Here is a 24,164-nt window from a genome sequence, read left to right as displayed (position 1 = left end):
GCCGGGCTGATCGGGTGGGGTCAGCAGGCGCCGAGGTCCTGCCAGACACCCCACTCACCGGTGGTACCGGGCTTCTCGCCCTTCGTCCACCACTTGGACTTCCAGTTGCGGCCCTCGTGCGAGACGGTCGTCCCGCCGCCGTACTCCGCGCTCGCCGACCAGGCCGGCGCCGTGCAGGAGCCGGTCCCGCCCGTGCCACCGGTCCCGCCCGTGCCACCGGTCCCGCCCGTGCCACCGGTCCCGCCCGTGCCACCGGTCCCGCCCGTGCCGCCGGACTCGCTCGGCGACGGGGACGGGGACGGCGTGCCGCCCGAACCGGGCTCCACCACGGTGGTGCCGCGCGCCAGGTCGGTGGTGAGGGCGTACTTCTTGCCGCCGATCGTCACCGTCCAGTTGGAGGGCGTGGACACCGGCAGGTAGTAGTTGAACGCCAGGTCCACGGTCGCGCCCGGGGCCAGCGACTGCCAGGCCGGGAGCTTCAGCGACACCCGGTGGAAGTTGCCCTTCAGACCGCCGATGTTGTTGCCCGTGTGGTCGCTCCTGATCACCGTGGTGCCGAAGCCCGACTGGTCGGAGGCGTTGCCGGGGGCGGCCGTCGCGTAGTCGAACTGGAACTCGGTGCCGCCCGGCAGGGCGGTGGCCGTGTTGTTGGTGATCTTCAGCTTGGGTGTCAGCGGGTAGTTGGAGTCGCCGAGCTTGAACTCGGTGAAGTCCACCGCGATGTCGGCCGCCTCGGTGGGCAGCGCGGTGTCGGACTTCTTCGCGCCGTAGGGGGCGGCCGCCTTGAACTTGTCGTACATCAGGGTGGTGAGCGTGTCACCCTGCTCGTACTGGCCCTTGGCCGCGTTCCAGCCGTAGTCGCCCGCCAGCTCCCAGACCATGGTGCCGCCGATGCCGCGGTCCACCACGTAGTCGGCCTTCACACCGACCGACTGCTCGTCCTCGGTGGAGATGAAGACCTTCTTCTGGGCGTTCCACAGCCACGGCGCGACCAGCGTCGAGTCGTACTTGCGCGCGTAGACGCCGGTGAGCTGGGTGTTCGCGGGGAAGCCGTACTGGGTGACGTAGTCGCCGACGATCCCCTTCTCCAGGTTCTTGGCGTGCCACATCGGGTTGGAGCCCGCGGGGGACTCGTTGCCGTTGTCGTCCTTGTCGTGCCAGAGGTTGTCGATGCCGACCGCGCCGTCACCGCACTTGGTCAGACCGGAGCCCGCCGGGCAGGAGGTCGCGGCGGCCTTGCCCCACAGGCCGTCGGTGCCGCCCTGCACGTTCTTGTGGCCGCGGGTGTAGTAGGGCAGGCCGATGTTGATGCGGCCGGCCGGCATGGAGCCGCGGAAGTAGTGGTACGCCCAGTCGGTGTTGAGGTAGCCGATGCCGCCGTACTGGGAGCTGCCGTAGACGTTGGCGGCGGCCAGCTCGGCGTCCTTGCCGTCGTCGAAGAGCGAGGCGTTCGGGCCGACGTACTCGTTCCAGGCGCCGTGCAGGTCGTAGGACATGATGTTGACGTAGTCCAGGTACTTCTGGACCTGGAAGGTCTCCATGCCGCGCAGCAGATAGCCGGAGGAGGGGGCGGCGACGGTCAGCAGGTAGTGCCTGCCGTCGGCGGCCCCGGCCCGGTCGAGCTTCTCGCGCAGGGTCTTCATCAGGGCCGCGTAGCCCTTGTTGAGGCCGGCGCGGCGGGCGTTGGAGATCGGGAAGTCGGCGGGGTGGCCGGCGTCCTTCATCGAGGTCGGGTACTCGTAGTCGATGTCGACGCCGTTGAAGCCGTACTTCTTGATGAAGGCCACGGCCGAGTCGGCGAAGGTGTTGATGCCCGCCTGGTTCACGGAGCCGTCCGCGTTGGTGGCCATCGTGTAGAAGCCGCCGGAGGCGACCCGGTCGCCGTCCTCGTCGAAGTAGCCGCCGGTCTCGGCCCAACCGCCCACGGATATCAGCGTCTTGACGTCCGGGTGCTGCTTCTTGAACTTGTTGAGCTGGTTGAAGTGGCCCTGGTACGGGAACGCCGGGTCCATCTCGGACCCCGCCACGCCGGGCCAGGTCATCCCGGTGGCCGCGTTGTTCGCGCCGTCGGGGCCCACGGACAGCTTGTTGGCCGCGTCCACGTGGGCGAAGGCGTAGTTGATGTGCGTGACCTTGTCCCACGGCACGTCGGAGGCGAGGTACGCGGACTGCCCGTTCTTGCCCGTACGCCAGCCGGTGAAGTAGCCGATGACGCGGCGCTGGTGGTCCGCGCCCATCTTCTCTCGGCCCTCGGTGTCGTAGACGGAGCAGTACGGGACGTCGACGCCGGGAGTGGCGTACAGGCCGTCGGGGCGACAGCTCTCGTTGTCGGCGGCGTGCGAGACGCCGGTCGAGAGCGTGCCGGCAAGCAGCGCGACGGCGGCGACGCCGGCTGCGAGCACGCCCGCTCTGAAGGGGGTGGGGGACTGCACGGTCGGTTCCTCCTGATGGGGGAGCCCCTGATCGCCCGCCAGGGCGTCAAGGGGTGTTCGGCCTTGCACAACTGGTATGGGGATGCGATGGGTTGGCCCGACGTGGTGCGCACCCCGGCGGGCCGGTTCCGCGGAGGTGTCGCAGAGATTAAGAGGACTAGACCAGTGCGTCAATAGGTCTGGACCATTTCGTTGCCGAGTGCCGCTTGTGAGTCAAGCCACACCCTTCGCCTGTCGGGGCCGCCTGTGGCCGTGGCACACTGGCCCTGTATCAGCAGCAGCGCACTCCGGGGTCGGTGAAAGTCCGAACCGGCGGTTACAGTCCGCGACCCGGCCGCATCCAGTGGCCGGTTGACCAGGTGAAACTCCTGGACCGACGGTTAAAGTCCGGATGGGAGGCAGTGCGCGGCGGGTGAGCCCTCACGGGTGCGCCGGCCGTCTGCGCGGACCGCCGTCACGGCGTCCGCGCTTCTCGGCGCCGGTGTGTCCTCCGTGCGGTGCCGTCGTCCGCTCTCTGTCGTCATCGACAGCCCCGGAGTCCGTGCCCGAAGAGGCAGGAGGACCCGGTGGCCACCGCAGCCGACACCGCCGCCATGCGCCGAGCCGTCGCGCTCGCCGCCCGCGGACTCGGCTCCACCAGCCCCAACCCGGTCGTCGGGTGCGTCGTCTCGGACGCCTCCGGACAGGTCGTCGGCGAGGGCCACCACGAGCGCGCCGGCGGACCCCACGCCGAGGTCGTCGCCCTGCGCGCGGCCGGCGAGGCCGCCCGCGGCGGCACCGCCTACGTCACCCTGGAGCCCTGCAACCACACCGGCCGCACCGGCCCCTGCGCCCAGGCCCTTCTGGCCGCCGGGATCGCCCGCGTCGTCTACGCGGTCGCCGACCCCACCCCGCAGGCCACCGGCGGCGCCGGGACGCTGCGCGCGGCCGGCGTCCGGGTCGAGCAGGGGCTGCTGGCCGAGGAGGCCGAGGCGGGGAACGCCGCCTGGCTCACCTCCGTCCGCCGCGGCCGCCCCCATGTCACCTGGAAGTACGCCGCCACCCTCGACGGCCGCACCGCCGCCGCCGACGGCACCAGCCGCTGGATCAGCTCCCCGGCCTCCCGCGCCGACGTCCACCGCCTGCGCGCCGAGTCCGACGCCGTCCTCGTCGGCGCCGGCACGATGCGCGCCGACGACCCCCACCTCGCCGCCCGCGGCGTCGAGGGCGCCGTCCAGCCACTGCGGGTCGTCCTCGACACCGAGGCCACCGCCGTCCGCCCCGGCGCCCGGGTCCTGGACGACGCCGCCCGCACCGTGGTCGTCGTCGCCGACGACCTCGCCCCCGGAGCTGCCGGGGCGACCGGCGCCGCCGAGGTCTGGCGCCTGCCCCGCGCGGCCGCCGGCGGCATCGACCTCACGGCCCTGCTGGCCGCCCTGCACCGGGACGGCGTCCGCTCCGTCCTCCTCGAAGGCGGCGCCACGCTCGCCGGGTCCTTCGTCGCCGCCGGCGCCGTGGACCGCGTCGTCGGCTACCTCGCCCCCGTACTCCTCGGCGCGGGCCCCGCCGCCCTCGCCGACGCCGGAATCACCACCATCACCGAGGCGTTGCGCCTCCATGTCACCGGGGCCGAACGCATCGGCCCCGACCTGCGCATCACCGCGACCGTCCCCGAGGGAGCCTGAGTTGTTCACCGGAATCGTCGAAGAGCTGGGTGAGGTCACCGCCGTCGAGAACCTCGGCGACGCCTCCCGCTTCCGCCTCCGCGGCCCCGTCGTCACCGAGGGCGCCAAGCACGGCGACTCCATCGCCGTCAACGGCGTCTGTCTCACCGTCGTGGACACCGAGGACGGCGAGTTCACCGCCGACGTGATGGCCGAGACGCTCAAGCGCTCCAGCCTGGGCGCCCTCGCCGTCGGCTCCCGGGTCAACCTGGAGCGCCCGATGGTCGCCGACGGGCGCTTCGGCGGGCACATCGTCCAGGGCCATGTGGACGGCACCGGCACCATCAGCGGGCGGGAGCCCTCCGAGCACTGGGAGCTCGTCACCGTCTCCCTCCCCGCGGAGCTGGCCCGCTATGTCGTCGAGAAGGGCTCCATCACGGTGGACGGCGTCAGCCTCACCGTGGTCGACGCCGGGGACGACTTCTTCACCATCAGCCTCATCCCCACCACCCTCGCCCTGACCACGCTCGGCCTCAAGCAGCCCGGCGACCCGGTCAACCTGGAGGTCGACGTGATCGCCAAGTACGTCGAGCGGCTGCTCGGCGCACCGAAGGAGAACGGCCGATGAGCGCCCTCTCCTGGCTGAACTCGGAGGCGTTCACCCTCCTCGACCAGCGCATCATCTGGTCCGACATGATCGGCAACGTCATCGGGCTGACCGCGCTCGCCCTCGGCTGGCGCCGCTCGGTGTGGACCTGGCCCGCCCAGTTCCTCTCCGGGATCATCCTGTTCGCCGCCTTCGCCGGGCACATGACCGGCAGCGCGGGCAAGCAGGTCGTCGTCATGCTGGTCGCCGCCTGGGGCTGGTGGCAGTGGACGCACGGCCGGGCCCGCGCCCAGGACGGCACCATCGCGGTGCGCTTCGCCACCTGGCGCGAGCGCGGCGCGATGGCCGGGGCGGCCCTGGTCGGCACCCTCGCCGTGGGCGGCCTCTTCACCGCGTTCCCCTCGCTCTCCTGGGACGCCTGGCCCGACGCGTACATCTTCGTCGGCACCCTGGTCGCCATGTACGCCCAGGCGCGCGGCATGGTCGAGTTCTGGTTCGCCTGGCTGCTGGTCGACCTCGTGGGCGTCCCGCTGAACTTCGCCAACGGCTACGCCTTCTCCGGTTTCGTCTACGTGATCTACGGCGCGCTCGTCCTGTGGGGCCTGCGCGACTGGTGGCTCCGCTCCCGCCGGAGCGCCGAGCCCGCCCTGGAAGGAGCGGCAGCATGAGTGCCCTGCCCACCTGGTACGCCTCCGGCGACGCCGAGGACCTCCGGCTCGACCCCGTCGCCCAGGCGATCCGCGACATCGCCGCCGGGCGGCCGGTCGTGGTCGTCGACGACGAGGACCGGGAGAACGAGGGCGACCTCGTGATCGCCGCCGAGAAGGCGACCCCCGAGATCATCGCCTTCATGATGAGCGAGTGCCGCGGCCTGATCTGCGCGCCCATGGAGGGCGAGGAGCTGGACCGCCTCGAACTCCCGCAGATGGTCGAGCACAACACCGAGTCCATGCGGACCGCGTTCACCGTCTCCGTCGACGCGGGCCCCCAGCACGGCGTCACCACCGGCATCTCCGCCGCCGACCGGGCCGCCACCCTGCGCCTGCTCGCCGACGGCGCCGCCGGCCCCGGCGACTTCGTGCGCCCCGGCCACATCTTCCCGCTCCGCGCCCGCCCCGGCGGCGTGCTGGTGCGCAACGGCCACACCGAGGCCGCCGTCGACCTGGCCCGGCTCGCCGGACTGCGCCCCGCCGGCGCGATCGTGGAGATCGCCGGCGAGGACGGCGTGATGCTGCGCCTGCCCGAGCTGGTGCCCTTCGCCCGCAAGCACGGCCTGACGATCATCTCCATCGAGGACCTGATCGCCTACCGCCGCAGCGCGGAGCCGACCGTCAAGCGCGAGGCCGAGGTCAGCCTGCCGACCGCCTTCGGCCACTTCACCGCCTTCGGCTACCGCTCCACCGTCGACGGCGTGGAGCACGTCGCCCTCGTCCACGGCGAGATCGGCGACGGCGAGGACCTGCTGGTCCGGGTCCACTCCGAGTGCCTGACCGGCGACATCTTCCACTCGCTGCGCTGCGACTGCGGCCCCCAGCTCGACGCCTCCATGCGGCACATCACGGAGGCGGGCCGGGGAATCGTCGTCTATCTCCGCGGCCACGAGGGCCGCGGCATCGGCCTGATGTCCAAGCTCCGCGCCTACGAGCTCCAGGAGCGCGGCCGCGACACCCTCGACGCCAACCTGGAACTCGGCCTGCCCGCCGACGCCCGGGACTACGCGGCCGGGGCCCGCATCCTCGACGACCTCGGGGTGCGCAGCGTCCGGCTGATGACCAACAACCCCGACAAGGTCGCCGCCCTCACCCGGCACGGCATCCGCGTCCTGGACCGCGAGCCGATGCCCGTGCAGGCGGGCGAGCACAACCTGAGGTACCTGCGCACCAAGCGCGACCGGATGGGCCACGACCTGCCCTGGCTCGACACCGCCCCGGCGTCGTCCACCTGCGGCAACCAGTAGTACCGGCACATCACGCACGACGAGCACATCACGCACGACCAGTACAGCGAACAGGGAGAGACATGAGCGGCAAGGGTGCCCCCGAACTGTCCGTCCGCAACTGCGGCGACCTGCGGGTGGCCGTGATCGCGGCACAGTGGCACGAGAAGATCATGGACGGCCTCGTGGACGGCGCCCTGCGCGCCCTGCACGAGCTGGGCATCGACGAGCCGACCCTGCTGAGGGTCCCCGGCAGCTTCGAACTCCCCGTCGTCGCCAAGGTCCTCGCCGGCCGCGGCTACGACGCGGTCGTCGCCCTCGGCGTCGTCATCCGGGGCGGCACCCCCCACTTCGAGTACGTGTGCCAGGGCGTCACCCAGGGCCTTACCCAGGTGTCCGTCGACACGGGGGTGCCCATCGGCTTCGGCGTGCTCACCTGCGACACCGAGGAGCAGGCCCTCGACCGCGCCGGACTGGAGGGATCGAACGAGGACAAGGGGCACGAAGCGGTCACCGCCGCGGTGGCCACCGCGACCATCCTGCGTTCAGTATCCGAACCCTGGCGCTGAGGCACGGGCGTTTCCGCGTAGGGTGGAGCCACCATGTCCAAGAAGACGTTCGAGGAGCTCTTCGCCGAGCTCCAGCAGAAGGCCGCCAACGGCGATCCCGCCACCTCCCGCACCGCCGAACTGGTGGACAAGGGGGTCCACGCGATCGGCAAGAAGGTCGTCGAAGAGGCCGCCGAGGTGTGGATGGCCGCCGAGTACGAGGGCAAGGAAGCCGCCGCCGAGGAGATCTCCCAGCTCCTGTACCACGTCCAGGTGATGATGGTGGCGCGCGGGATCTCCCTCGACGACGTCTACGCCCATCTCTGAGGGCTCCGGCCGCCCCGCGAGCCGGAGCCCCGCGCCCCCGCGCCGTCCCCTCCCAGAGAACGAGAACGAAGGAAGCCTGTCTCATGCTGCGCATCGCCGTCCCCAACAAGGGTTCACTGTCCGGGCCTGCGTCGGCGATGCTCCATGAGGCCGGCTACCAGCAGCGCAAGGAGTCCAAGGAACTCGTCCTGGTCGACCCCGAGAACGAGGTCGAGTTCTTCTACCTGCGCCCGCGCGACATCGCGATCTACGTCAGCTCCGGCCGTCTCGACATCGGCATCACCGGCCGCGACCTGCTGCTCGACTCCGGTGCGAACGCCGAGGAGATCCTCCGGCTCGGCTTCGCCCGCTCCACCTTCCGCTACGCCACCCGGCCAGGCACCGCGTCCGGCGTCGAGGAGTTCGGCGGTATGACGATCGCCACGTCCTACGAGGGCATCGTCGCCAAGCACCTCGCGGACAGCGGCATCGACGCCTCCGTGGTCCACCTCGACGGCGCGGTGGAGACCGCCATCGAACTGGGCGTCGCCCAGGTGATCGCCGATGTCGTCGAGACCGGGACCAGCCTGCGCAACGCCGGCCTGGAGGTCATCGGGGAGCCGATCATGACCTCCGAGGCCGTGGTCATCCGGCGCACCGGCGCCGACCCCGAGCACGCGCAGGTCCAGCAGTTCCTCCGCCGCCTCCAGGGCGTCCTGGTCGCCCGCAGCTACGTGATGATGGACTACGACTGCCGGGTGGAGAACCTGGAGCAGGCCGTGGCCCTCACCCCGGGCCTGGAGTCGCCGACCATCTCCCCGCTGCACCACGAGGGCTGGGTGGCGGTCCGCTCCATGGTCGCCGCCAAGGAGGCCCAGCGGATCATGGACGACCTGTACGCCCTCGGCGCGCGGGCCATCCTCACCACGGCCATCCACGCCTGCCGCCTCTGAGGACGACGCCCCGATGAACGCCTCCGCCCAGCCCGAGCCCGACCCCCGCCCCGAGTCCGGCCCCCAGCCAGGCTCCGGGGCCGGGTCCCGGCCCGCGTCCGCCGTCCCCGCCCTGCCGGTCACCTTCCGGCCGACCCGCACCCGGGTCGTCCTGCTGACCACCGGCACGGTGATGTGCGTCGTCCTCATCACCATCACCCTGCTGCTCGACCGGCTCAGCGCGGCCGAGCGGACCAGCTTCGTCTTCGTCGCCCTGCTCTTCTTCGGCGTCCTGGCGCTGCTCAGCCGGCCCAGGGTCGACGCGGACGAGGACGGGGTGACGGTCGTCAACCTCACGCGCACCCGCCGGCTGGCCTGGGCGGAGATCCTCCGGGTCAACCTGCGCCCCGGCGACCCCTGGGTCTTCCTCGACCTCAGCGACGGCACCAGCATGCCCGCCCTCGGCATCCAGCCGGGGATCGCCCGCGCCCAGGCGATCGAGCACGCCCGCGCCCTGCGGGCCCTCGCCGAGGCCCGGGGAGCCTCGCCTCAGTAGGAGGGTTCCTGCGGGTCCCGGCCGCCCGGGCCCCGGCCCGACAGCACCTCGCCGTACGCCTGCATCAGATCCGGCAGCCGCAGGGTCGACAGATCGTCCCGGCTCGGCGTACCCGGGAACTGGGAGAGCCGCAGATCGCGGTAGGCGCAGCTCTTCTCGTACAGGGTCCGCAGGAAGCGCCCGTTGCCCAGCTCGTCGATCCAGCCCTGGCCGACCACGTGCCCGCTGATCGACAGCAGCTCGTCCCGGGCCTCCTCGTCCCACACATCGCCGTTCTCCGCCGCCAGGACCCCGCCGATGGCCGCCAGCTCCAGCGGCCGGTACGAGGGGAAGTCGACGCGCGTCGTGAAACGGGAGGAGAGCCCGGGGTTGGCGGCCAGCAGCCGGTCCATCCCCTCCGGGTAGCCCGCCAGGATCACCACCAGATGGTCGCGGTTGTCCTCCGCCCGCTTCAGCAGCACCTGAAGGGCCTCGTCGCCGTACGCGTCGCCCTTGCTGTAGCCCGAGTTGGAGAGGCTGTACGCCTCGTCGACGAAGAGGACCCCGCCGAGGGCCGAGTCGATCAGCTCGTTCGCCTTCACCGCGGTCTGGCCCAGGAACTCGCCCACCAGGTCCGAGCGCTGGGCCTCCACCAGATGGTCGCCGCCCAGCAGGCCCAGGGCGCAGCACACCCGGCCGAGGATCCGGGCCACGGTCGTCTTGCCCGTGCCCGACGGGCCCGAGAAGACGAAGTGGCGCTTCGGCGGCTGCACCGGCAGCCCCTGAGCGGCCCGCAGCCGGGCCATCTCCAGCTGCGCCGACAACGCTTTGACCTGGCGTTTCACCGGCTCCAGGCCGACCATCCGCTCCAGCTCGGCCAGCGCCTCGGCGAGCAGCACCGGGTCCGTGGGGCCCGCCGGGAAGGCCGGGGGAGCGGACTGCCGGGGGACGGAGGCCCGGCGCCGTAAGCCGTCGCCGGGCGGGACGGCGGACGCGGGGGAGGGCGGCTGCCCGGCGGACTCCGCACCGCGCCGGTCGGGCGCGCCCGGGCGGTCGGCGCCGGGCGGCGGCTCCGCGTCCGCCTGGAGGTCGGCGGTGTCCGCGCCGTAGCCGGCGAGGGACACCGCGGCGACCCCGGCCGCCGGGTCGTAGCCCTCGTACCCGTCGTAGCCGTCGATCCCGTCGTACTCCGCGATCGCGGCGAGCCGGGCCGAGGTGTCCATGAAGGCCGGGTCGACGCGGTGCACGGCCCGGTACAGGGGGAGGGCGGCCGCGCTGCGGCCGGTGCCCTCGTGGGCGCGGGCCAGCCAGTAGCGCAGCTCCTTGCGCTGCGGCTGCTCGCTGCGGCAGCGCATCAGCGCCGCCGACAGCATCGGCTCCGCCTGCCCGAACATCTCCAGCCGCACCCGGGCCATGCCCCCGAACAGCCCGGCCTCGATCCCCAGCAGCGGATCGTCGACCAGCGGCTCGGTGTGCCGGACGAGCTGCTCCCAGTCCTTGACCAGATAGGCCCGGCAGGCGTGCAGAAAGCGCACCTGGGGGTCGGTGTCCACCGGCGGCAGGCCCGCGAGCGCCCGGTCCAGCTCCGCCACATGGCGGCCGTCCAGCCAGTGCGAGGCGTGCGCCAGGAGCAGGTCCCGAGGGCTCTCCAGCACGGGCTGGACCCACCAGCCCAGCCAGTACCAGGAGTTGAGGGTGCGACGGTGGCGGGCGCGCTGCTCGCCGAAGCGGTCGCGGTGCCGGTACATGTGCAGCAGGGCGGTGGTGGTGTCGGCGCGCAGCGCGTGCAGCCCGAGCCAGGCGTCGGCCATCCCCGGGTCCCGGTGCACCGCCTCCCGGAACTCCTCCTCCGCCTGCGGGTACGCGCCCATCGTGCAGGCGTCCACCCCGCGGATCCAGGCGAGCTCGGCGGGGGTGCGCGCACCCCGCGTGCCGTCCTCCATCGGGTTCATCGGATTCCCCACCCTCCCCCACCCACCGTGCAGCCGAGTCGTCGCGGCGGGGGCGCCCCTTCCCGCGGTACGGCGAACGGACCTGCCGCGGACGGGAATTGAGCCCACCGGGGGCATCGTACCTGCGCAGAGCGGATGTGATTAAGAGTGCCTCGACGGGCCGGAAGTGACCCGGTGCGACTACCGAGGGTGATGTTCCGGCTCGGTTCCGTGCGCGGGGAAAGGGGGAGAGGGCAGAACGAAGCCCCCGATCACGGGGGAACAACCGGGGGCTTCGCGTCTGCGGCGACTTCGGAAAGCCGCACATTGAGAACGTAAGACCTGCAAGCCCCGTCGGTCAAGCAGAGTTGGGGCACCTTTGAGCCGTAATCCCGACTGACCGGTATGGCGCACATGGCCGATCACTTTCGGTGATCTGCCGCCGCTATCCGATCGTCCCGGTGAGCGCTCCGCGCCACGTGTATCCCGCCCCGCTCTCGCACACCAGCAGGTCGGCGTAGGGGCGGGACGGGTCGGCCGCGAAATGGCGGGACTCCGCCGGTGTCCACCCGTCCCAGAAGGCCGCCTGGGCGGGCCCGTCCCGGCGGCGGCCCCGGGCCCAGGACTCCTCGGCGCCGCGCTCCATCCACAGCAGCGCGGCCAGCCGGGGCCGCAACGCCCGCCGCCCGGCCCCCACCCCCTCCACCAGGACCAGCGGGGCGGCGGGCAGCGTCCGGGGCTCCAGAAAGCGCCGCAGATTCCAGTCGTACGGGTGATAGCGCGCCGAACGGCCCGCGGAGAGCGGCGAGATGACCTCCTCGCACAGCCGCCCGGTCCAGTCGAACAGCTCCTCGTGCGAGGCGAGGTCGTCGAGATGGAGCACGGGGGCGGGGGCGGGCGCCGGTCCGGGTCCGGAGCCGGTCCCGTGTGCCGGTCCGGGTCCGGGCCCTTGTGCCGCTCCGGCGGGGCCGGGTCCGGCGGCCGGTCCGGGCCTGGCGCCCGGTCCGGCGGCAGCGCCGCCCGCCGCCTCGGCGAGCCGCGCCGCGAAGGTGCTCTTGCCCGAGCCGGCGTGCCCGTCCACCGCCACCAGGCGCACCGGCCCGCAGGAGGGCGGCAGCGCGCGCAGGCGCGCGGCGAGGCCGGGGAGGTCGTGCGAGGCGGGCAGGTCGTGCAGGTCGTGCAGGTGGCGCATGCCGTCAGCGTAGATCGGGCCCACGGGCCCCCTGCCCGCGCCCGCGTCCCCGCCATTGGACCGGACCGATGACGCTCCTCCCGACGCGGCCCGGGGTGCTGGCCCGGCCCCGCCCCGGACGCGATAGTGGCCCCCACCGCCGCGCACCCGACCTGGGGGTCCCATGACCGCTCCGACTTCGCGCAGAACCGTCATCGGCGCCGCCGTCGCCGCCGTGACCGCCGGCGCGGTCGGCCTGGCCGCGATGACCCGCGCCACCGCCTCGGCCGCCGCCCCGCCCGGCCGGCGCGCCCCGCGTGCCGCCCGCCCGGTCGACAACCGCTTCTGGCACACCGAGGCGGACTGGCTCGGCGGTGACCACACGGGCACCCGTGCCGTCACCGGGACCCGTCCCGGCCTGGCCCTGGACCGCCCCGCCGGCACCACCGACCACACCGACCCCCATACGGGCCGGACCCGGCCCTGGGAGTACGCGGTCTGGACCTCCCCCGAGCACCGGCCCGCCGTCCCCGCCACCGAACTGATCCCCTCCTGGAACGCGCACACCCCGTCCGGCACCTGGCTCCAGGTGGAGGTGACCGGCCGCTACGCCGACGGCACCGCCCTGCCCTGGTACGTCCTCGGCCGCTGGGCCGCCGGGGACACGGACATCCTGCGCGCCTCCGTCGACGGCCAGGGCGACGGCCGGTCCACCGTGTGGACCGACACCGTGGCCGTGGACGACCCGGCGGCCGGGCACCGGATCACCGCGTACCGGCTGCGCCTCACGCTGTACCGCAGGCCCGGGACGTCCCTCACCCCGACCGTGTGGCGGGCCGGAGCGATGGCCTCCGACGTCCCCGACCGCTTCGAGGTACCGGCCTCCGCCCCGGGCCTCGCCCGGGAACTCGCCGTACCGCGCTACTCGCAGAACACCCACATCGGCCAGTACCCCGAGTACGCGGGCGGCGGCGAGGCCTGGTGCAGCCCGACCTCCTCGCAGATGACCGTCGAGTACTGGGGCCGCCGCCCCACCCCGGACGAACTCGCCTGGGTGAACCCGGACTTCGCCGACCCCCAGGTCTGCCACGCCGCCCGCCGCACCTACGACCACGCCTACGAGGGCTGCGGCAACTGGCCCTTCAACGCCGCCTACGCCGCGACCTACCCCGACCTGAACGCCGTCGTCACCCGCCTCGGCTCCCTCACCGAACTGGAGACCCTGATCGGGGCCGGCATCCCGGTCATCACCTCCCAGTCCTTCCTCAAGGAGGAGCTGACCGGCGCGGGATACGGCACCGCGGGCCATCTGATGACCGTCGTCGGCTTCACCGCCACCGGCGACGTGATCGCCAACGACCCATCCTCACCCGGCAACGAGGCCGTCCGCCGCGTCTACCGGCGCGCCGAGTGGGAGCGGATCTGGCTGCGCACCAAGCGCCGTGACGCGGACGGCGAGGTCCGAAGCGGTACGGGAGGCGTCTGCTACCTCTACTGGCCCGCCGTCCCCACGGCCGCCCAGCGCGCCGCCCTGGCGGCCGTCGGCGTGCACTGACCGGCCCGGACCGGCCCGGGATCGGACCGGTCCGGGACGCGGGGCGTGATGAACGTCTCTACCCAGCGGCCCGCCCCGGCTGGCACTGTGGGGCACCGGGGGAGACCGACCGCCGACGCCGAACGAACGAGAACGCCCATGAGCCCGACCGCCGCAGCCGCCACCGCCGACCGCCCTCGGGCGCGCACCCGCACCGGAGGGCCCGACGACGGGCCCGCGATCCTGGAGCACGTCCTCGGCTGGACCCTGGTCGTCGTCCTCGCCATGTTCATCACCCAGCTCGGCCTGCTCTGACCCCGGGGGCCCGCCGCCGCGGGTACGGCCCCGAGCAGCACCGACGCACGCCGGACAGCTTGATCACAGGTTGTCGGCAACCCCGTGACGGGAGCCCGCCGATCGGGCATACTCGACGCGCCACAGCCGCCAACCAGCCTTTTTCGTGATCCGGAAGGGCAGCATCGGCCTGGCAGGACAACCGGCGGCGCGCCCCACACCCTGCGCGCGTGCCCGCCGCAGCGCCCGACAGGGAGGAGTGCGCCGCTATGCCCGACCGTGCCCCGCAGCCGGTGGACCGTCAACTGCCCACCGAGGAGGCCGGGGATCTGATCGCCCTGGTCCGCGACATCGTCCAGCGGGAGATCGCTCCCAAGGCGGCCGAGGAGGAGGAAGCCGGGCGCTTCCCCCGCGAGGTGTTCTCCCTGCTGTCGGAGGCGGGCCTGCTCGGTCTGCCCTACTCCTCGGAGTACGGCGGCGGTGACCAGCCGTACGAGGTCTACCTCCAGGTCCTGGAAGAGCTGGCGGCCGCCCGGCTGACGGTCGGTCTCGGCGTCAGCGTCCACTCCCTCGCCTGCCACGCCCTCGCCGGGTACGGCACCAAGGAGCAGCAGGCGGAGCACCTGCCCGCGATGCTGGGCGGCGGCCTGCTCGGCGCCTACTGCCTCTCCGAGCCGGCCTCCGGCTCGGACGCCGCCTCCCTGCGCACCAAGGCCGTGCGCGACGGCGAGGACTGGGTGGTGACCGGCACCAAGGCGTGGATCACCCACGGCGGCGTGGCCGACTTCTGCACCCTGCTCGCCCGCACCGGCGGTGACGGCGCGCGCGGGATCACCGCCTTCCTCGTCCCCGGCGACGCGGAGGGCCTGAGCGCCGCCCTGCCGGAGCGCAAGATGGGCATGAAGGGCTCCCCGACGGCCCAGCTCAACTTCGACGGGGTGCGTGTCCCGGACGCCCGCCGCATCGGCGAGGAGGGGCAGGGCTTCGCCATCGCCCTCTCCGCACTGGACTCCGGCCGCCTGGGGATCGCGGCCTGCGCCGTGGGCGTCGCCCAGGCCGCGCTGGACGAGGCGGTGGCGTACGCGACCGGCCGCAAGCAGTTCGGCCGCCCGATCGCCGACTTCCAGGGGCTGCGCTTCATGCTGGCCGACATGGCCACCCGGATCGAGGCGGGGCGCGCGCTGTACCTCTCCGCCGCCCGGCTGCGGGACGCGGGCCGGCCGTTCTCCCGCGAGGCCGCGATGGCCAAGCTGTTCTGCACCGACGCGGCGATGAGCGTCACCACGGACGCCGTGCAGGTCCTGGGCGGCTACGGCTACACGCAGGACTTCCCCGCCGAGCGGTACATGCGCGAGGCGAAGGTGCTCCAGATCGTCGAGGGCACCAACCAGATCCAGCGCATGGTCATCGCCCGCCACCTGGCCGGCCCCGAGAGCCGCTGAACCGGCCCTCCCGCACCAGCGGCGCCGCGAGCCGGTCCCATTCGGCGTCGCGGCGCCCGGGCAGTGTGCGTCCGCGGCTCGCCCACTGCACCAGGAGATCGCGGTAGATCGGCGGGTCCGAGGGGTGCGGAACCGATTCTGCGGACGGGTGTGCCGGGTTCACCGGGCGCGGCGGTTCCGCCGGGCTCGCGACGCCCCTTCCGGCGTGCCCCGTCCCGGTGCGCACGCCTCCCGCGGGCGGCGCTCCCCTGGGCGCGGCCGCCGGCGGGACGGGCACGACAAGCCGCCGACCTGTCGCCGTCGAGGTGTACAGCAGTGTCATGCCGGGCCAACGCGCCCGCCCGGCCGGGGGTTACCGCCGACGCGATTCGCGCGCCAGTCCGGATACGCACCCTCGGGTCCGCACCCGGCGGGCCGGGCGCGGGCACACGGGGGTGGGCAGGCCCGGGCGTGGGCGGCGGTGCGCGCGGCGGACGCGTCGCTCAGGCGGCGCGGCGCAGGGCGGCCCGGACCACCGGCCGCTTGATGGGCCGCGAACCCGGCCCGCCGACGTGCGAGAACGGCTGGGTGCGCCAGTCGAGCCCCTGGGGGAGGGTCAGCACCACGGCCGTCTCCTGCTCCCCGGCCTCGGCGGCGCCGTCCGCCGGCCGGGCCTCGGCGGCCGCGCGGCCGGTGCCGGCGCACACCGTCAGTCCGAAGGGGTTCCACGGGGTCGGGCACCGCGCGTGCTCCGGCAGCACGTCCTCCTCGGCGAGAAGGGCGATCGGCTGGGCGCAGTCCGGGCAGACGACCCGGTACATCCCGAAGGCGTCGTACGCGTCGAACTCGTCGCCGTCCGGATCGACGGGCTCCAGTTCGGTACGGCCGCTGTTCTTGGTGTTCTGCATGGAGAATCTCCCCCTCGGATGGGCCGATCAGGCGCTTGTGGCCTCGACCACAGCAAGCAATGCCCATCGCACATGCCGGATAACCGTGCGGTCACGGCCGACGCGTCCCCAAAGGTGTGGTCTTCGTCACATGGTGCCTCGCGGGGTGTCCACGATGTGCACCGGACTGTGCCGGACGGCCCCCGGGGCAATAGGTTGATCGCCATGGAGGAGTTGGATCGACAGATCGTGGAACTGCTCGTCAAGGACGGGCGGATGAGCTACACCGACCTGGGCAAGGCCACCGGCCTGTCCACCTCGGCGGTGCACCAGCGCGTCCGCCGCCTGGAGCAGCGCGGTGTCATCCGCGGCTACGGCGCCGTGGTGGACCCCGAGGCCGTCGGTCTGCCGCTGACCGCCTTCATCTCGGTGAAGCCGTTCGATCCCAGCGCCCCCGACGACATCGCGGACCGGCTCTCGGGCGTCCCCGAGATCGAGGCGTGCCACAGTGTCGCGGGCGACGAGAACTACATCCTCAAGGTCCGCGTCGCCACCCCGCTGGAACTGGAGCACCTGCTCACCCGGATCCGCTCCCTGGCCGGTGTCTCGACGCGCACCACGGTCGTCCTGTCCACCCCGTACGAGGCACGTCCGCCGCGTATCTAGTCTTGGTCCATGACCGAGAGCACCGCCCCCCAGAGCGACGACCACCGCACCGTGCTGCTGCGCGGGGGAGAAGTCCACAGCCCCGCCGACCCCTTCGCCACCGCGATGGTCGTCGAGCAGGGCCATGTCGCCTGGGTCGGCTCCGAGGGCGCGGCCGACTCCTTCGCCTCCGGCGTGGACGAGGTGGTCGACCTCGAAGGGGCCCTGGTCACGCCCGCGTTCACCGACGCGCATGTGCACACCACCGCCACCGGCCTCGCGCTCACCGGCCTCGACCTGACCGCCGCCGGCTCCCTCACCGAGGCCGCGGCCCTGGTCCGCCGCCACGCCGAGGCCCACCCCGCCGACCGGGTCCTGCTGGGCCACGGCTGGGACGCCTCCCGCTGGCCCGAGGCCCGGCCCCCGCGCCGGGAGGAACTCGACGAACTCACCGGCGGGCGGCCCCTCTACCTCACGCGCGTGGACGTCCACTCGGCCGTCGTCACCACCGCCCTGCTCGACCTGGTGCCCGGCGTCCGCGATCTCGACGGCTTCCGCGCCGACGCCCCCCTGACCGGCGACGCCCACCACGCGGTCCGCGAGGCGGCCCACGCCGCCGTCTCCCCGGCCCAGCGCGTCGCCGCCCAGCGGGCCGCCCTGCACCACGCCGCCTCCCGGGGCATCGGCACCCTCCACGAGTGCGGCGGCCCGCACATCTCCTCCGAGGACGACTTCACCGGCCTCCTCGCCCTCGCGGACACCGAGGCCGTGCCGCGGGTCGTCGGCTACTGGGCCGACCGCGACATCGACCGCGCCCGCGCGCTGGGTGCCGCCGGCGCGGCCGGCGACCTGTTCGCCGACGGCTCCCTCGGCTCCCACACCGCCTGCCTCCACGAGCCCTACGCCGACGCCCCGCACACCGGCGAGGCCAAGCTCGACGCGGCCGAGATCGCCGCCCACGCCGTCGCCTGCACCGAGGCCGGGCTCCAGGCGGGCTTCCACGCCATCGGCGACGCGGCCCTGACCGCGGTCGTGGACGGCTTCCGGGCCGCCGCCGAGAAGCTGGGCCTCGCCCGGATCCGCGCCGCCCGGCACCGGGTGGAACACGCCGAACTGCTCACCCCCGAGACCGTGGCCGCCTTCGCCGAACTCGGGCTCACCGCCTCCGTCCAGCCCGCCTTCGACGCCGCCTGGGGCGGCGAGGACGGTATGTACGCCCGGCGCCTGGGCACCGAACGGGCCCGCGCCCTCAACCCGTTCGCCGCCCTGCTGCGCGCCGGCGTGCCCCTCGCCTTCGGCTCCGACAGCCCCGTGACCCCCCTTGACCCCTGGGGCACGGTCCGGGCCGCCGCCTTCCACCGCACCCCCGAGCACCGCGTCTCCGTCCGCGCCGCGTTCACCGCCCACACCCGCGGCGGCTGGCGGGCCACCGGACGGGACGACGCCGGTGTGCTGGTGCCGGGCGCCCCGGCCGACTACGCCCTCTGGCGCACCGGGCAACTCCTGGTCCAGGCCCCCGACGACCGGGTGGCGCGCTGGTCCACCGACCCCCGCTCCGGCACGCCCGGACTGCCGGACCTCACCCCCGGCGCGGACCTGCCGGTCTGCCTGCGGACGGTGGTCGGCGGACGCACCGTCTTCTCGGGACCGAACGGGTGACGTGCGGACATTTCGTCCCGCGGGGCGATCTCCCCGCCGCTCTGCCACGACCTGCGGATCTTCGTCGCTGACCTGGCCGTTCGGCGCATTCCCGCTGGTGAAACGGCTGTTGACAGCCTGCCGCCGTGGCCGGGTAGGTTCGGCCGCGTCCACCACACACGGTCCGACCGGCACCCGTCCGCGCACGTCGTCGAACGCCGCTGGGTCATGGGGTGGTGTGCCGCACCGGCGCACCACCACTGGGAACCAGGTTCAGCGCCAGCGCACCGGAGACAGCGGGAAGGTTTCAGCCGGCCGGCGGTGCGACCCGGGTAGGGCCCGGCGTTCAGTAGACAACGGCTCTCGGTCGACCCGCAGCCAGCGGGTCCCAGGTCGGCCCGAAGGACGCCGGGCCCGATCCGCTGCCGTGTGCCGGGCCGGCCGCCGGACCGCCCCCGCGCGCCGATGTGTCCCGCCCCGTTTCCCCGCCGCACCCTCCGGGCCGCCGGGAGCGCTCGCTATGGTGGGGGCCCTGCGCGTACAGACAGGTAAGGGGCAGCAGTGAACGACGGTGGCGCGGTTCCCCGCGGTGAGGACCAGGGGAGGCGGTACGGCCCGCTCGGCACGTCCTTGGTGATCGTCCCGACCTACAACGAGGCGGAGAACGTCAAGGCCATCGTCGCGCGGGTGCGCGCCGCCGTTCCGGACGCGGACGTCCTCGTCGCCGACGACAACAGCCCCGACGGCACCGGCAAGCTCGCCGACGAACTGGCCGCGGTCGACGAGCAGGTCCACGTCCTGCACCGCAAGGGCAAGGAGGGCCTGGGCGCCGCCTATCTGGCCGGCTTCCGCTGGGGCATCGAGCACGGCTACGGCGTCCTGGTCGAGATGGACGCCGACGGCTCCCACCAGCCCGAGGAACTGCCCCGTCTGCTGACCGCCCTCAAGGGCGCCGACCTCGTCCTCGGCTCCCGCTGGGTGCCGGGCGGCCGGGTGGTCAACTGGCCCCGGCACCGCGAGATCCTGTCCCGCGGCGGCAGCACCTACTCGCGGATGCTCCTCGGCGTCCCGATCCGCGACATGACGGGCGGCTTCCGCGCCTTCCGCGCCGAAACCCTCCAGGGCCTCGGACTGGACGACGTCGCCTCCCAGGGCTACTGCTTCCAGGTCGACCTGGCCCGGCGGGCCGTCGAGGCGGGCTTCCATGTGGTCGAGGTGCCGATCACCTTCGTGGAGCGTGAACTCGGCGACTCCAAGATGAGCCGGGACATCGTCGTCGAGGCGCTGTGGCGGGTGACGGCCTGGGGCGTCGGGAGCCGCGCGAACCGGTTGCTCGGGCGGAAGCCCACCGGTCACTGATCCCCTCCTTACGCCACTCGTGCGGCGGCCCAGGCACACTGGGGGCATGACGACCGGTGCACCCACTCCGACCGCCCGCGGCCGTTCGCGCGTCCGCACCTTCCTGCCCCTCGGCATCGCCGCCTGGCTGGTACTGGAGATCTGGCTGCTGACCGTGGTGGCCGGCGCGGCCGGCGGCCTCACCGTTCTCGCCCTGCTCGCGGGCGGGGTCGTGCTGGGCGCGGTCGTGATCAAGCGAGCCGGCCGCCGCGCCTTCACCAACCTCACCGAGACCATCCAGCGCCAGCAGCAACAGCCGCCCGGCGCGGCGCCGGAGGCCGCCCGCGCGAGCGAGGGGAACGGTCTGCTGATGCTGGGCGGCCTCCTGCTGATGCTGCCCGGCCTGATCTCCGACGCGGTGGGCCTGCTGCTCCTCCTGCCGCCCGTGCGCACCCGCATCGCCCGCTCCGTGGAACGCTCCCTGGAGCGCAGGATGAACGCGGCCGGCCCGGGCAGCCTGGGCAACGCCTTCCAGCAGGCCCGGATGCACCGCCCCGACGGCAAGGTCGTCCAGGGCGAGGTCGTCCGCGACGACGACCGCCCCCAGTCCCCGCCGCCCCCGGCCCCGCCCCTCACCCCCTGACGGGCCGGCGCGGCGCAAACAGAGGCCGGCGCGGCGCACAACAGAGGTCGGGGTCGGCCACACCCGAAGGTGTGGCCGACCCCGACCTCGTGTTCTTGTCTACCGCGCGTCAGCGCACTACGCGGACTTGCGGCTGTCGCGCGGGTGCACCGCGATGTTCATCGCTCCGGAGCGCAGGACCGCCAGCCTCTCGGCCAGCACCTCCTCCAGCTCCTCGCGGGTGCGGCGCTCCATGAGCATGTCCCAGTGCGTACGCGCCGGCTTGCCCTTCTTCTCCTCGGGGCCGTCCCCGTCTACGAGGAGTGCCTGGCTTCCGCAGACCTTGCACTCCCACTCCGGCGGAATCTCCGCTTCGACCGAGAACGGCATCTCGAAACGATGCCCCTTCTCGCATGCGTACTCCACCGCCTGGCGCGGGGCCAGATCGATGCCGCGGTCGGTCTCGTAGCTGGTCACCACGAGGCGCGTGCCGCGAAGAGCTCGCTCACTCATGAATCGTGCCTCCCGGGCTTGTCGCCCACAGGACAGGTGTCGCTGTCGTCGTCATCCGGTCAACGTCCGGTCGGCGGTAAAGATTCCCGTTGCGGGTCATGCGTCGCCCGTCGTGCCGCCCTTGTTCTACCCACCAGTGCCCGGTTTGTCACATCTGACAACAGATGTCACCCAGCGTCTTTCGTCCTTGAACGCGCAGTAACGGTCCGCCTGGCAGGCCAAAGGCGTACACTACCGGCCTTTCACTTCCGCGTTCAAACGCGGTCCGGCAGCGGGTTGCCCGCGGCGAGCACCGCGCGGCGCACCGGAACCCGCGCGAGCAGGGCGAATCCCAGCACGAAGAAGATCACCAGAGAGATGATGGCATCCCGGTAGCTGCCCGTCACCTGATACGCGAGCCCGAACACCAGTGGCCCCAGCCAGCTCAGCCCCCGGTCGCTCATCTCGTACGCGGAGAAGTACTCCGCCTCCTTCCCGCGCGGCACCAGATGCGAGAACAGCGAACGGGACAGCGCCTGGCTCCCGCCCAGCACCAGGCCGATCCCCGCCGCCAGGCAGAAGAACCAGACCGGCGCCCCCGCCGGCAGGAAGTACCCGGCCGCCAGGATCAGCGTCCACACCACCAGCGAGCCCAGGATCGTCCGCTTCGCGCCGTACACCCGCGCCAGCCGCCCCATCCCCAGCGCGCCCGCCACCGCGAGCACCTGCACCAGCAGCACCGCCGTGATCAGGGTCGTCTGATCGAGGCCCAGCTCCTCCGAGCCGTACACCGACGCCTGCGAGATGACCGTCTGCACACCGTCGTTGTAGACCAGGTACGCCAGCAGGAACGACAGCGTCAGCGGATGGCGGCGCATGTCCTTCAGTGTGGCGATCAGCTGCCGCCACCCCGAGAGCGTCGCCCCCTCCGACCCCGGCGGCACCCGCCGGTCGCGCAGCCGCCGCAGCGGCACCAGTGTCCAGGCGCCCCACCACAGGCCCGCCGAGGCCAGGCAGATCCGGACCGCCTCGCCCTCCGACAGCCCGAAGGACTCGTGGCCCGAGTACAGGACCAGATTGGCCACCAGGACCAGCGCGCCCGAGGTGTAGCCGAACGCCCAGCCCTTCGAGGACACCGCGTCCCGCTCGGCCGGCTCGGCGATCTGCGGCAGATAGGCGTTGTAGAGGACCATCGACACCGCGAGCGAGGCGTTGGCGACGATCAGCAGCGCGGCCCCCAGCAGATAGCGGTGGCCGTCCAGGAAGAACATTCCCGCCGTCGCGCCCGCGCCCAGGTACGCCGCCGCCGCGAGCAGCGGCTTCTTCCGCCCCGTCCGGTCCGCCGCCGCGCCCACCAGGGGCATCACCAGGACGGCGACCACGATCGAGACGGAGATCGCGTACGGGAAGAGGGAGCCCGCGCGCACCGGGACGCCCAGCGGGTGGACGAAGCCGTCCGCGTCCGCCGCGGCCCGGGCGATCGCCGTCAGATACGGCCCGAGGAACACCGTGACGACAGTGGTCGAGTACACCGAGCACGCGAAGTCGTAGAAATACCAGCCGCGTTGCTCCCGCAGCCGCTCCCGTGCGGCGTCCGGCCCCGCGCCGTCCTGTGTCGTCCCCGCGGTCATCCGCGCCCCCTCGTGTCTCCCGTGCGCGGACGCGCCGGGGAGATCGGACCCGCGGTCCTCACACCCACAGCCCGCGTTCGGTCAGCACCGTGCGCAACGTCTGAAGATGATCGGTCATGATCCCGTCCACGCCAAGGTCCAGGAGCCGTCCCATCGACTCCGCGTCGTTGACCGTCCACACATGGACCTGGAGACCGCGCGCGTGGGCCGCCCGCACGAAACGGCGGTCCACCACCCGCACCCCGCCCTGCCGCTCGGGTACCTGCGCGCACACCGCCCCCGCCCGCAGCGGCACCGGCAGCCCGTACGAGGCGAGCCGCAGCGCGGCCACCCCCGCGACCCCGTACGAGGTGGCCAGCCGGGGCCCCGCGAGCCGCGCCGCCCGGGCCACCCGGCGCTCCGAGAACGACCCCACGCAGACCCGGTCCCAGGCCCCGGTCCGCCCGATCAGGCCGATCAGCGGCTCCAGCGCGGACTCCGCCTTGAGGTCGACGTTCCACCGGGCGTCCGGGAACTCCTCCAGCAGCTCCTCGAAGAGGGGCAGCGGCTCCCGGCCCGCCACCCGGGCGCGGCTCACCTCGCTCCACGGCAGCTCCGCGATCCGGCCGCGTGCGTCCGTCACCCGGTCCAGGGTGTCGTCGTGGAAGGCGACCAGCCGCCCGTCGCGGGTGGTGTGCACATCGGTCTCGAACCAGCGGTAGCCGGCGTCGGCGGCGCGGCGGAACGCGGCGGCGGTGTTCTCGATGCCGTCCGCCGTGCCGCCGCGGTGCGCGAAGGCGAGAGGGCGGGGGTGGTCGAGATAGGGGTGGCGTATTGGGGTCACGGCCGCAGTATGGCCTGCTCCGGTGAGCCGGCGGCGACCACGGTCCCCCGCTTCGCCGGATCGGGCACCGCGAAGACCCGCAGGAAGAACTGCGCCAGCGGCCCGATCGCCAGGGCGTAGAGCACCGTGCCCGCGCCCACCGTGCCGCCGAGCAGGAAGCCCGTCGCCACCACCGCGATCTCCAGCACGGTCCGCACCAGCCGGATCGACCGGCCGGTGAGCCGGTGCAGCCCGGTCATCAGCCCGTCGCGCGGCCCCGGCCCGAAGCGGGCCGAGATGTAGAGCCCGGTGGCCATCCCGTTCAGGACCACGCCCGCGACGAGCAGCGGGATCCGTATCGCCAGGGCCCCGGCCCCCGGGACCAGGGCGAGGGTCGCGTCCATCGCGAGGCCCACCACGAACACATTGGACACCGTGCCCAGCCCGGGCCGCTGGCGGATCGGGATCCACAGCAGCAGCACCGCCGCGCCCACGATGATCGAGACCACGCCGATGGAGATCCCGGTCCGCTCCGAGAGCCCCTGGTGCAGCACGCCCCACGGCTCCAGCCCGAGCCCGGCCCGCACCAGCAGCGCCGAGCTGATCCCGTACAGCGCCAGCCCCGCGTAGAGCTGGAAGAGGCGCCGGGCGAGGAACGCGGAGCGCCCGCCGGCGGCGGGCGCGGCCGGGTCCCCGGCAGGCGGGGCGGACGGACTGCCGGCGGGCGGCGTGGACATGGGACAACCCCCTGGTGGTGTCGGTGGATCGATCCATGCCACTCTGTGGCTACGGAACTTCTGTCAACCATGGCCAATTCGA

The 24,164-nt window shown here is 73.2% G+C and carries 23 protein-coding genes and 1 riboswitch; of the genes, 15 read left to right on the top strand and 8 right to left on the bottom strand.

The window, feature by feature from the left end; translation table 11 throughout:
* Window positions 1-20: 20 nt before the first annotated feature.
* The gene (locus tag ABZ457_RS08345; RefSeq protein ID WP_359155265.1) at window positions 21-2,432 is read right to left on the bottom strand and encodes a chitinase C-terminal domain-containing protein; all 2,412 of its coding nucleotides are present in this window, start codon (window positions 2,430-2,432) and stop codon (window positions 21-23) included.
* A gap of 278 nt (window positions 2,433-2,710) precedes the next feature.
* Window positions 2,711-2,841: riboswitch (FMN riboswitch) on the top strand.
* Window positions 2,842-2,998: 157 nt separating this feature from the next.
* On the opposite strand from ABZ457_RS08345, the gene ribD reads away from it, so the two are divergent.
* The 8 genes from ribD to ABZ457_RS08305 all read left to right on the top strand — a co-directional run bounded on the left by ribD (window position 2,999) and on the right by ABZ457_RS08305 (window position 8,960).
* A complete protein-coding gene (gene ribD / locus ABZ457_RS08340) occupies window positions 2,999-4,096 on the top strand; it encodes a bifunctional diaminohydroxyphosphoribosylaminopyrimidine deaminase/5-amino-6-(5-phosphoribosylamino)uracil reductase RibD (RefSeq protein WP_359155263.1) in 1,098 nt (365 codons plus the stop codon).
* A gap of 1 nt (window position 4,097) precedes the next feature.
* Window positions 4,098-4,703, top strand: a complete 606-nt coding sequence (locus ABZ457_RS08335) for a riboflavin synthase (RefSeq protein WP_359155260.1) — start codon at window positions 4,098-4,100, stop codon at window positions 4,701-4,703.
* Window positions 4,700-5,350 carry a nicotinamide mononucleotide transporter family protein gene (locus ABZ457_RS08330; RefSeq protein WP_359155258.1) on the top strand — a complete coding sequence of 217 codons (651 nt, stop codon included), beginning with the start codon at window positions 4,700-4,702 and terminating at the stop codon, window positions 5,348-5,350. The genes ABZ457_RS08335 and ABZ457_RS08330 overlap by 4 nt, the downstream gene beginning before the upstream one ends.
* Window positions 5,347-6,639, top strand: a complete 1,293-nt coding sequence (locus ABZ457_RS08325) for a bifunctional 3,4-dihydroxy-2-butanone-4-phosphate synthase/GTP cyclohydrolase II (protein WP_359155256.1) — start codon at window positions 5,347-5,349, stop codon at window positions 6,637-6,639. Before ABZ457_RS08330 ends, ABZ457_RS08325 begins: the two co-directional genes overlap by 4 nt.
* Before the next feature lie 62 nt (window positions 6,640-6,701).
* Window positions 6,702-7,187 (top strand): 6,7-dimethyl-8-ribityllumazine synthase, encoded by a 486-nt coding sequence (gene ribH / locus ABZ457_RS08320; RefSeq protein WP_018850136.1) that lies wholly within the window; start codon window positions 6,702-6,704, stop codon window positions 7,185-7,187.
* A 33-nt stretch (window positions 7,188-7,220) separates the two neighbouring features.
* Window positions 7,221-7,493: a phosphoribosyl-ATP diphosphatase gene (locus tag ABZ457_RS08315; RefSeq protein ID WP_018850137.1), complete on the top strand. Its 273-nt coding sequence runs from the start codon at window positions 7,221-7,223 to the stop codon at window positions 7,491-7,493.
* An 83-nt stretch (window positions 7,494-7,576) separates the two neighbouring features.
* Window positions 7,577-8,425, top strand: a complete 849-nt coding sequence (gene hisG / locus ABZ457_RS08310; protein WP_359155252.1) for an ATP phosphoribosyltransferase — start codon at window positions 7,577-7,579, stop codon at window positions 8,423-8,425.
* A 13-nt stretch (window positions 8,426-8,438) separates the two neighbouring features.
* A complete protein-coding gene (locus ABZ457_RS08305; RefSeq protein WP_359155249.1) occupies window positions 8,439-8,960 on the top strand; it encodes a PH domain-containing protein in 522 nt (173 codons plus the stop codon).
* Here ABZ457_RS08305 and ABZ457_RS08300 read toward each other — a convergent pair.
* Together ABZ457_RS08300 and ABZ457_RS08295 are read right to left on the bottom strand one after the other, a co-directional pair.
* The gene (locus ABZ457_RS08300) at window positions 8,954-10,882 is read right to left on the bottom strand and encodes an AAA family ATPase (protein ID WP_359155379.1); all 1,929 of its coding nucleotides are present in this window, start codon (window positions 10,880-10,882) and stop codon (window positions 8,954-8,956) included. The genes ABZ457_RS08305 and ABZ457_RS08300 overlap by 7 nt on opposite strands.
* 433 nt (window positions 10,883-11,315) lie before the next feature.
* Window positions 11,316-12,062: a hypothetical protein gene (locus ABZ457_RS08295; protein ID WP_359155246.1), complete on the bottom strand. Its 747-nt coding sequence runs from the start codon at window positions 12,060-12,062 to the stop codon at window positions 11,316-11,318.
* Between the two features lie 163 nt (window positions 12,063-12,225).
* On the opposite strand from ABZ457_RS08295, the gene ABZ457_RS08290 reads away from it, so the two are divergent.
* The 3 genes from ABZ457_RS08290 to ABZ457_RS08280 all read left to right on the top strand — a co-directional run bounded on the left by ABZ457_RS08290 (window position 12,226) and on the right by ABZ457_RS08280 (window position 15,311).
* Window positions 12,226-13,596, top strand: coding sequence for a peptidase C39 family protein (locus ABZ457_RS08290; RefSeq protein WP_359155244.1), 1,371 nt, complete (start codon window positions 12,226-12,228; stop codon window positions 13,594-13,596).
* 138 nt (window positions 13,597-13,734) lie between these two features.
* On the top strand, window positions 13,735-13,890 hold the full coding sequence (locus tag ABZ457_RS08285; RefSeq protein ID WP_359155241.1) for an SCO1431 family membrane protein: 156 nt from the start codon (window positions 13,735-13,737) through the stop codon (window positions 13,888-13,890).
* 248 nt (window positions 13,891-14,138) lie between these two features.
* The gene (locus ABZ457_RS08280; RefSeq protein WP_359155238.1) at window positions 14,139-15,311 is read left to right on the top strand and encodes an acyl-CoA dehydrogenase family protein; all 1,173 of its coding nucleotides are present in this window, start codon (window positions 14,139-14,141) and stop codon (window positions 15,309-15,311) included.
* Window positions 15,312-15,793: 482 nt separating this feature from the next.
* Here ABZ457_RS08280 and ABZ457_RS08275 read toward each other — a convergent pair whose 3' ends face one another.
* Window positions 15,794-16,198: a hypothetical protein gene (locus ABZ457_RS08275; protein ID WP_359155236.1), complete on the bottom strand. Its 405-nt coding sequence runs from the start codon at window positions 16,196-16,198 to the stop codon at window positions 15,794-15,796.
* A 204-nt stretch (window positions 16,199-16,402) separates the two neighbouring features.
* Here ABZ457_RS08275 and ABZ457_RS08270 point away from each other — a divergent pair, with 204 nt between their 5' ends.
* The 4 genes from ABZ457_RS08270 to fxsA all read left to right on the top strand — a co-directional run bounded on the left by ABZ457_RS08270 (window position 16,403) and on the right by fxsA (window position 20,441).
* Window positions 16,403-16,843, top strand: a complete 441-nt coding sequence (locus ABZ457_RS08270) for an Lrp/AsnC family transcriptional regulator (protein ID WP_026278068.1) — start codon at window positions 16,403-16,405, stop codon at window positions 16,841-16,843.
* 9 nt (window positions 16,844-16,852) lie between these two features.
* A complete protein-coding gene (locus ABZ457_RS08265; RefSeq protein WP_359155234.1) occupies window positions 16,853-18,481 on the top strand; it encodes an amidohydrolase in 1,629 nt (542 codons plus the stop codon).
* Between the two features lie 540 nt (window positions 18,482-19,021).
* Window positions 19,022-19,819, top strand: coding sequence for a polyprenol monophosphomannose synthase (locus ABZ457_RS08260; protein ID WP_359155232.1), 798 nt, complete (start codon window positions 19,022-19,024; stop codon window positions 19,817-19,819).
* 46 nt (window positions 19,820-19,865) lie between these two features.
* On the top strand, window positions 19,866-20,441 hold the full coding sequence (fxsA, locus tag ABZ457_RS08255; protein ID WP_359155230.1) for an FxsA family membrane protein: 576 nt from the start codon (window positions 19,866-19,868) through the stop codon (window positions 20,439-20,441).
* Between the two features lie 117 nt (window positions 20,442-20,558).
* Here fxsA and ABZ457_RS08250 read toward each other — a convergent pair whose 3' ends face one another.
* The 4 genes from ABZ457_RS08250 to ABZ457_RS08235 all read right to left on the bottom strand — a co-directional run bounded on the left by ABZ457_RS08250 (window position 20,559) and on the right by ABZ457_RS08235 (window position 24,082).
* Window positions 20,559-20,933, bottom strand: a complete 375-nt coding sequence (locus ABZ457_RS08250) for an RNA polymerase-binding protein RbpA (protein WP_026278069.1) — start codon at window positions 20,931-20,933, stop codon at window positions 20,559-20,561.
* Between the two features lie 254 nt (window positions 20,934-21,187).
* A complete protein-coding gene (locus ABZ457_RS08245) occupies window positions 21,188-22,543 on the bottom strand; it encodes an MFS transporter (protein WP_359155227.1) in 1,356 nt (451 codons plus the stop codon).
* Window positions 22,544-22,601: 58 nt separating this feature from the next.
* On the bottom strand, window positions 22,602-23,366 hold the full coding sequence (locus tag ABZ457_RS08240) for a glycerophosphodiester phosphodiesterase family protein (protein WP_359155225.1): 765 nt from the start codon (window positions 23,364-23,366) through the stop codon (window positions 22,602-22,604).
* Window positions 23,363-24,082, bottom strand: coding sequence for a hypothetical protein (locus ABZ457_RS08235; protein WP_359155223.1), 720 nt, complete (start codon window positions 24,080-24,082; stop codon window positions 23,363-23,365). Before ABZ457_RS08235 ends, ABZ457_RS08240 begins: the two co-directional genes overlap by 4 nt.
* Window positions 24,083-24,164 lie beyond the last annotated feature (82 nt).

The sequence above is a fragment of the Streptomyces sp. NPDC005805 genome (assembly GCF_040630445.1).
Lineage (GTDB): Bacteria > Actinomycetota > Actinomycetes > Streptomycetales > Streptomycetaceae > Streptomyces.
The sequence above is the reverse complement of the archived record's forward strand: the minus strand, read 5'-3'. Positions and strand labels throughout refer to the sequence as shown.

Excerpts from the sequence above, each read along its gene's own strand:
- ABZ457_RS08330 (WP_359155258.1), top strand. The coding sequence starts at position 4,700 with ATGAGCGCCCTCTCCTGGCTGAACTCGGAGGCGTTCACCCTCCTCGAC.
- ABZ457_RS08325 (WP_359155256.1), top strand. The coding sequence starts at position 5,347 with ATGAGTGCCCTGCCCACCTGGTACGCCTCCGGCGACGCCGAGGACCTC.
- ribH (WP_018850136.1), top strand. The coding sequence starts at position 6,702 with ATGAGCGGCAAGGGTGCCCCCGAACTGTCCGTCCGCAACTGCGGCGAC.
- ABZ457_RS08315 (WP_018850137.1), top strand. The coding sequence starts at position 7,221 with ATGTCCAAGAAGACGTTCGAGGAGCTCTTCGCCGAGCTCCAGCAGAAG.
- hisG (WP_359155252.1), top strand. The coding sequence starts at position 7,577 with ATGCTGCGCATCGCCGTCCCCAACAAGGGTTCACTGTCCGGGCCTGCG.
- ABZ457_RS08305 (WP_359155249.1), top strand. The coding sequence starts at position 8,439 with ATGAACGCCTCCGCCCAGCCCGAGCCCGACCCCCGCCCCGAGTCCGGC.
- ABZ457_RS08300 (WP_359155379.1), bottom strand. The coding sequence starts at position 10,882 with ATGGAGGACGGCACGCGGGGTGCGCGCACCCCCGCCGAGCTCGCCTGG.
- ABZ457_RS08295 (WP_359155246.1), bottom strand. The coding sequence starts at position 12,062 with ATGCGCCACCTGCACGACCTGCACGACCTGCCCGCCTCGCACGACCTC.
- ABZ457_RS08290 (WP_359155244.1), top strand. The coding sequence starts at position 12,226 with ATGACCGCTCCGACTTCGCGCAGAACCGTCATCGGCGCCGCCGTCGCC.
- ABZ457_RS08285 (WP_359155241.1), top strand. The coding sequence starts at position 13,735 with ATGAGCCCGACCGCCGCAGCCGCCACCGCCGACCGCCCTCGGGCGCGC.
- ABZ457_RS08280 (WP_359155238.1), top strand. The coding sequence starts at position 14,139 with ATGCCCGACCGTGCCCCGCAGCCGGTGGACCGTCAACTGCCCACCGAG.
- ABZ457_RS08275 (WP_359155236.1), bottom strand. The coding sequence starts at position 16,198 with ATGCAGAACACCAAGAACAGCGGCCGTACCGAACTGGAGCCCGTCGAT.
- ABZ457_RS08270 (WP_026278068.1), top strand. The coding sequence starts at position 16,403 with ATGGAGGAGTTGGATCGACAGATCGTGGAACTGCTCGTCAAGGACGGG.
- ABZ457_RS08265 (WP_359155234.1), top strand. The coding sequence starts at position 16,853 with ATGACCGAGAGCACCGCCCCCCAGAGCGACGACCACCGCACCGTGCTG.
- fxsA (WP_359155230.1), top strand. The coding sequence starts at position 19,866 with ATGACGACCGGTGCACCCACTCCGACCGCCCGCGGCCGTTCGCGCGTC.
- ABZ457_RS08250 (WP_026278069.1), bottom strand. The coding sequence starts at position 20,933 with ATGAGTGAGCGAGCTCTTCGCGGCACGCGCCTCGTGGTGACCAGCTAC.
- ABZ457_RS08245 (WP_359155227.1), bottom strand. The coding sequence starts at position 22,543 with ATGACCGCGGGGACGACACAGGACGGCGCGGGGCCGGACGCCGCACGG.
- ABZ457_RS08235 (WP_359155223.1), bottom strand. The coding sequence starts at position 24,082 with ATGTCCACGCCGCCCGCCGGCAGTCCGTCCGCCCCGCCTGCCGGGGAC.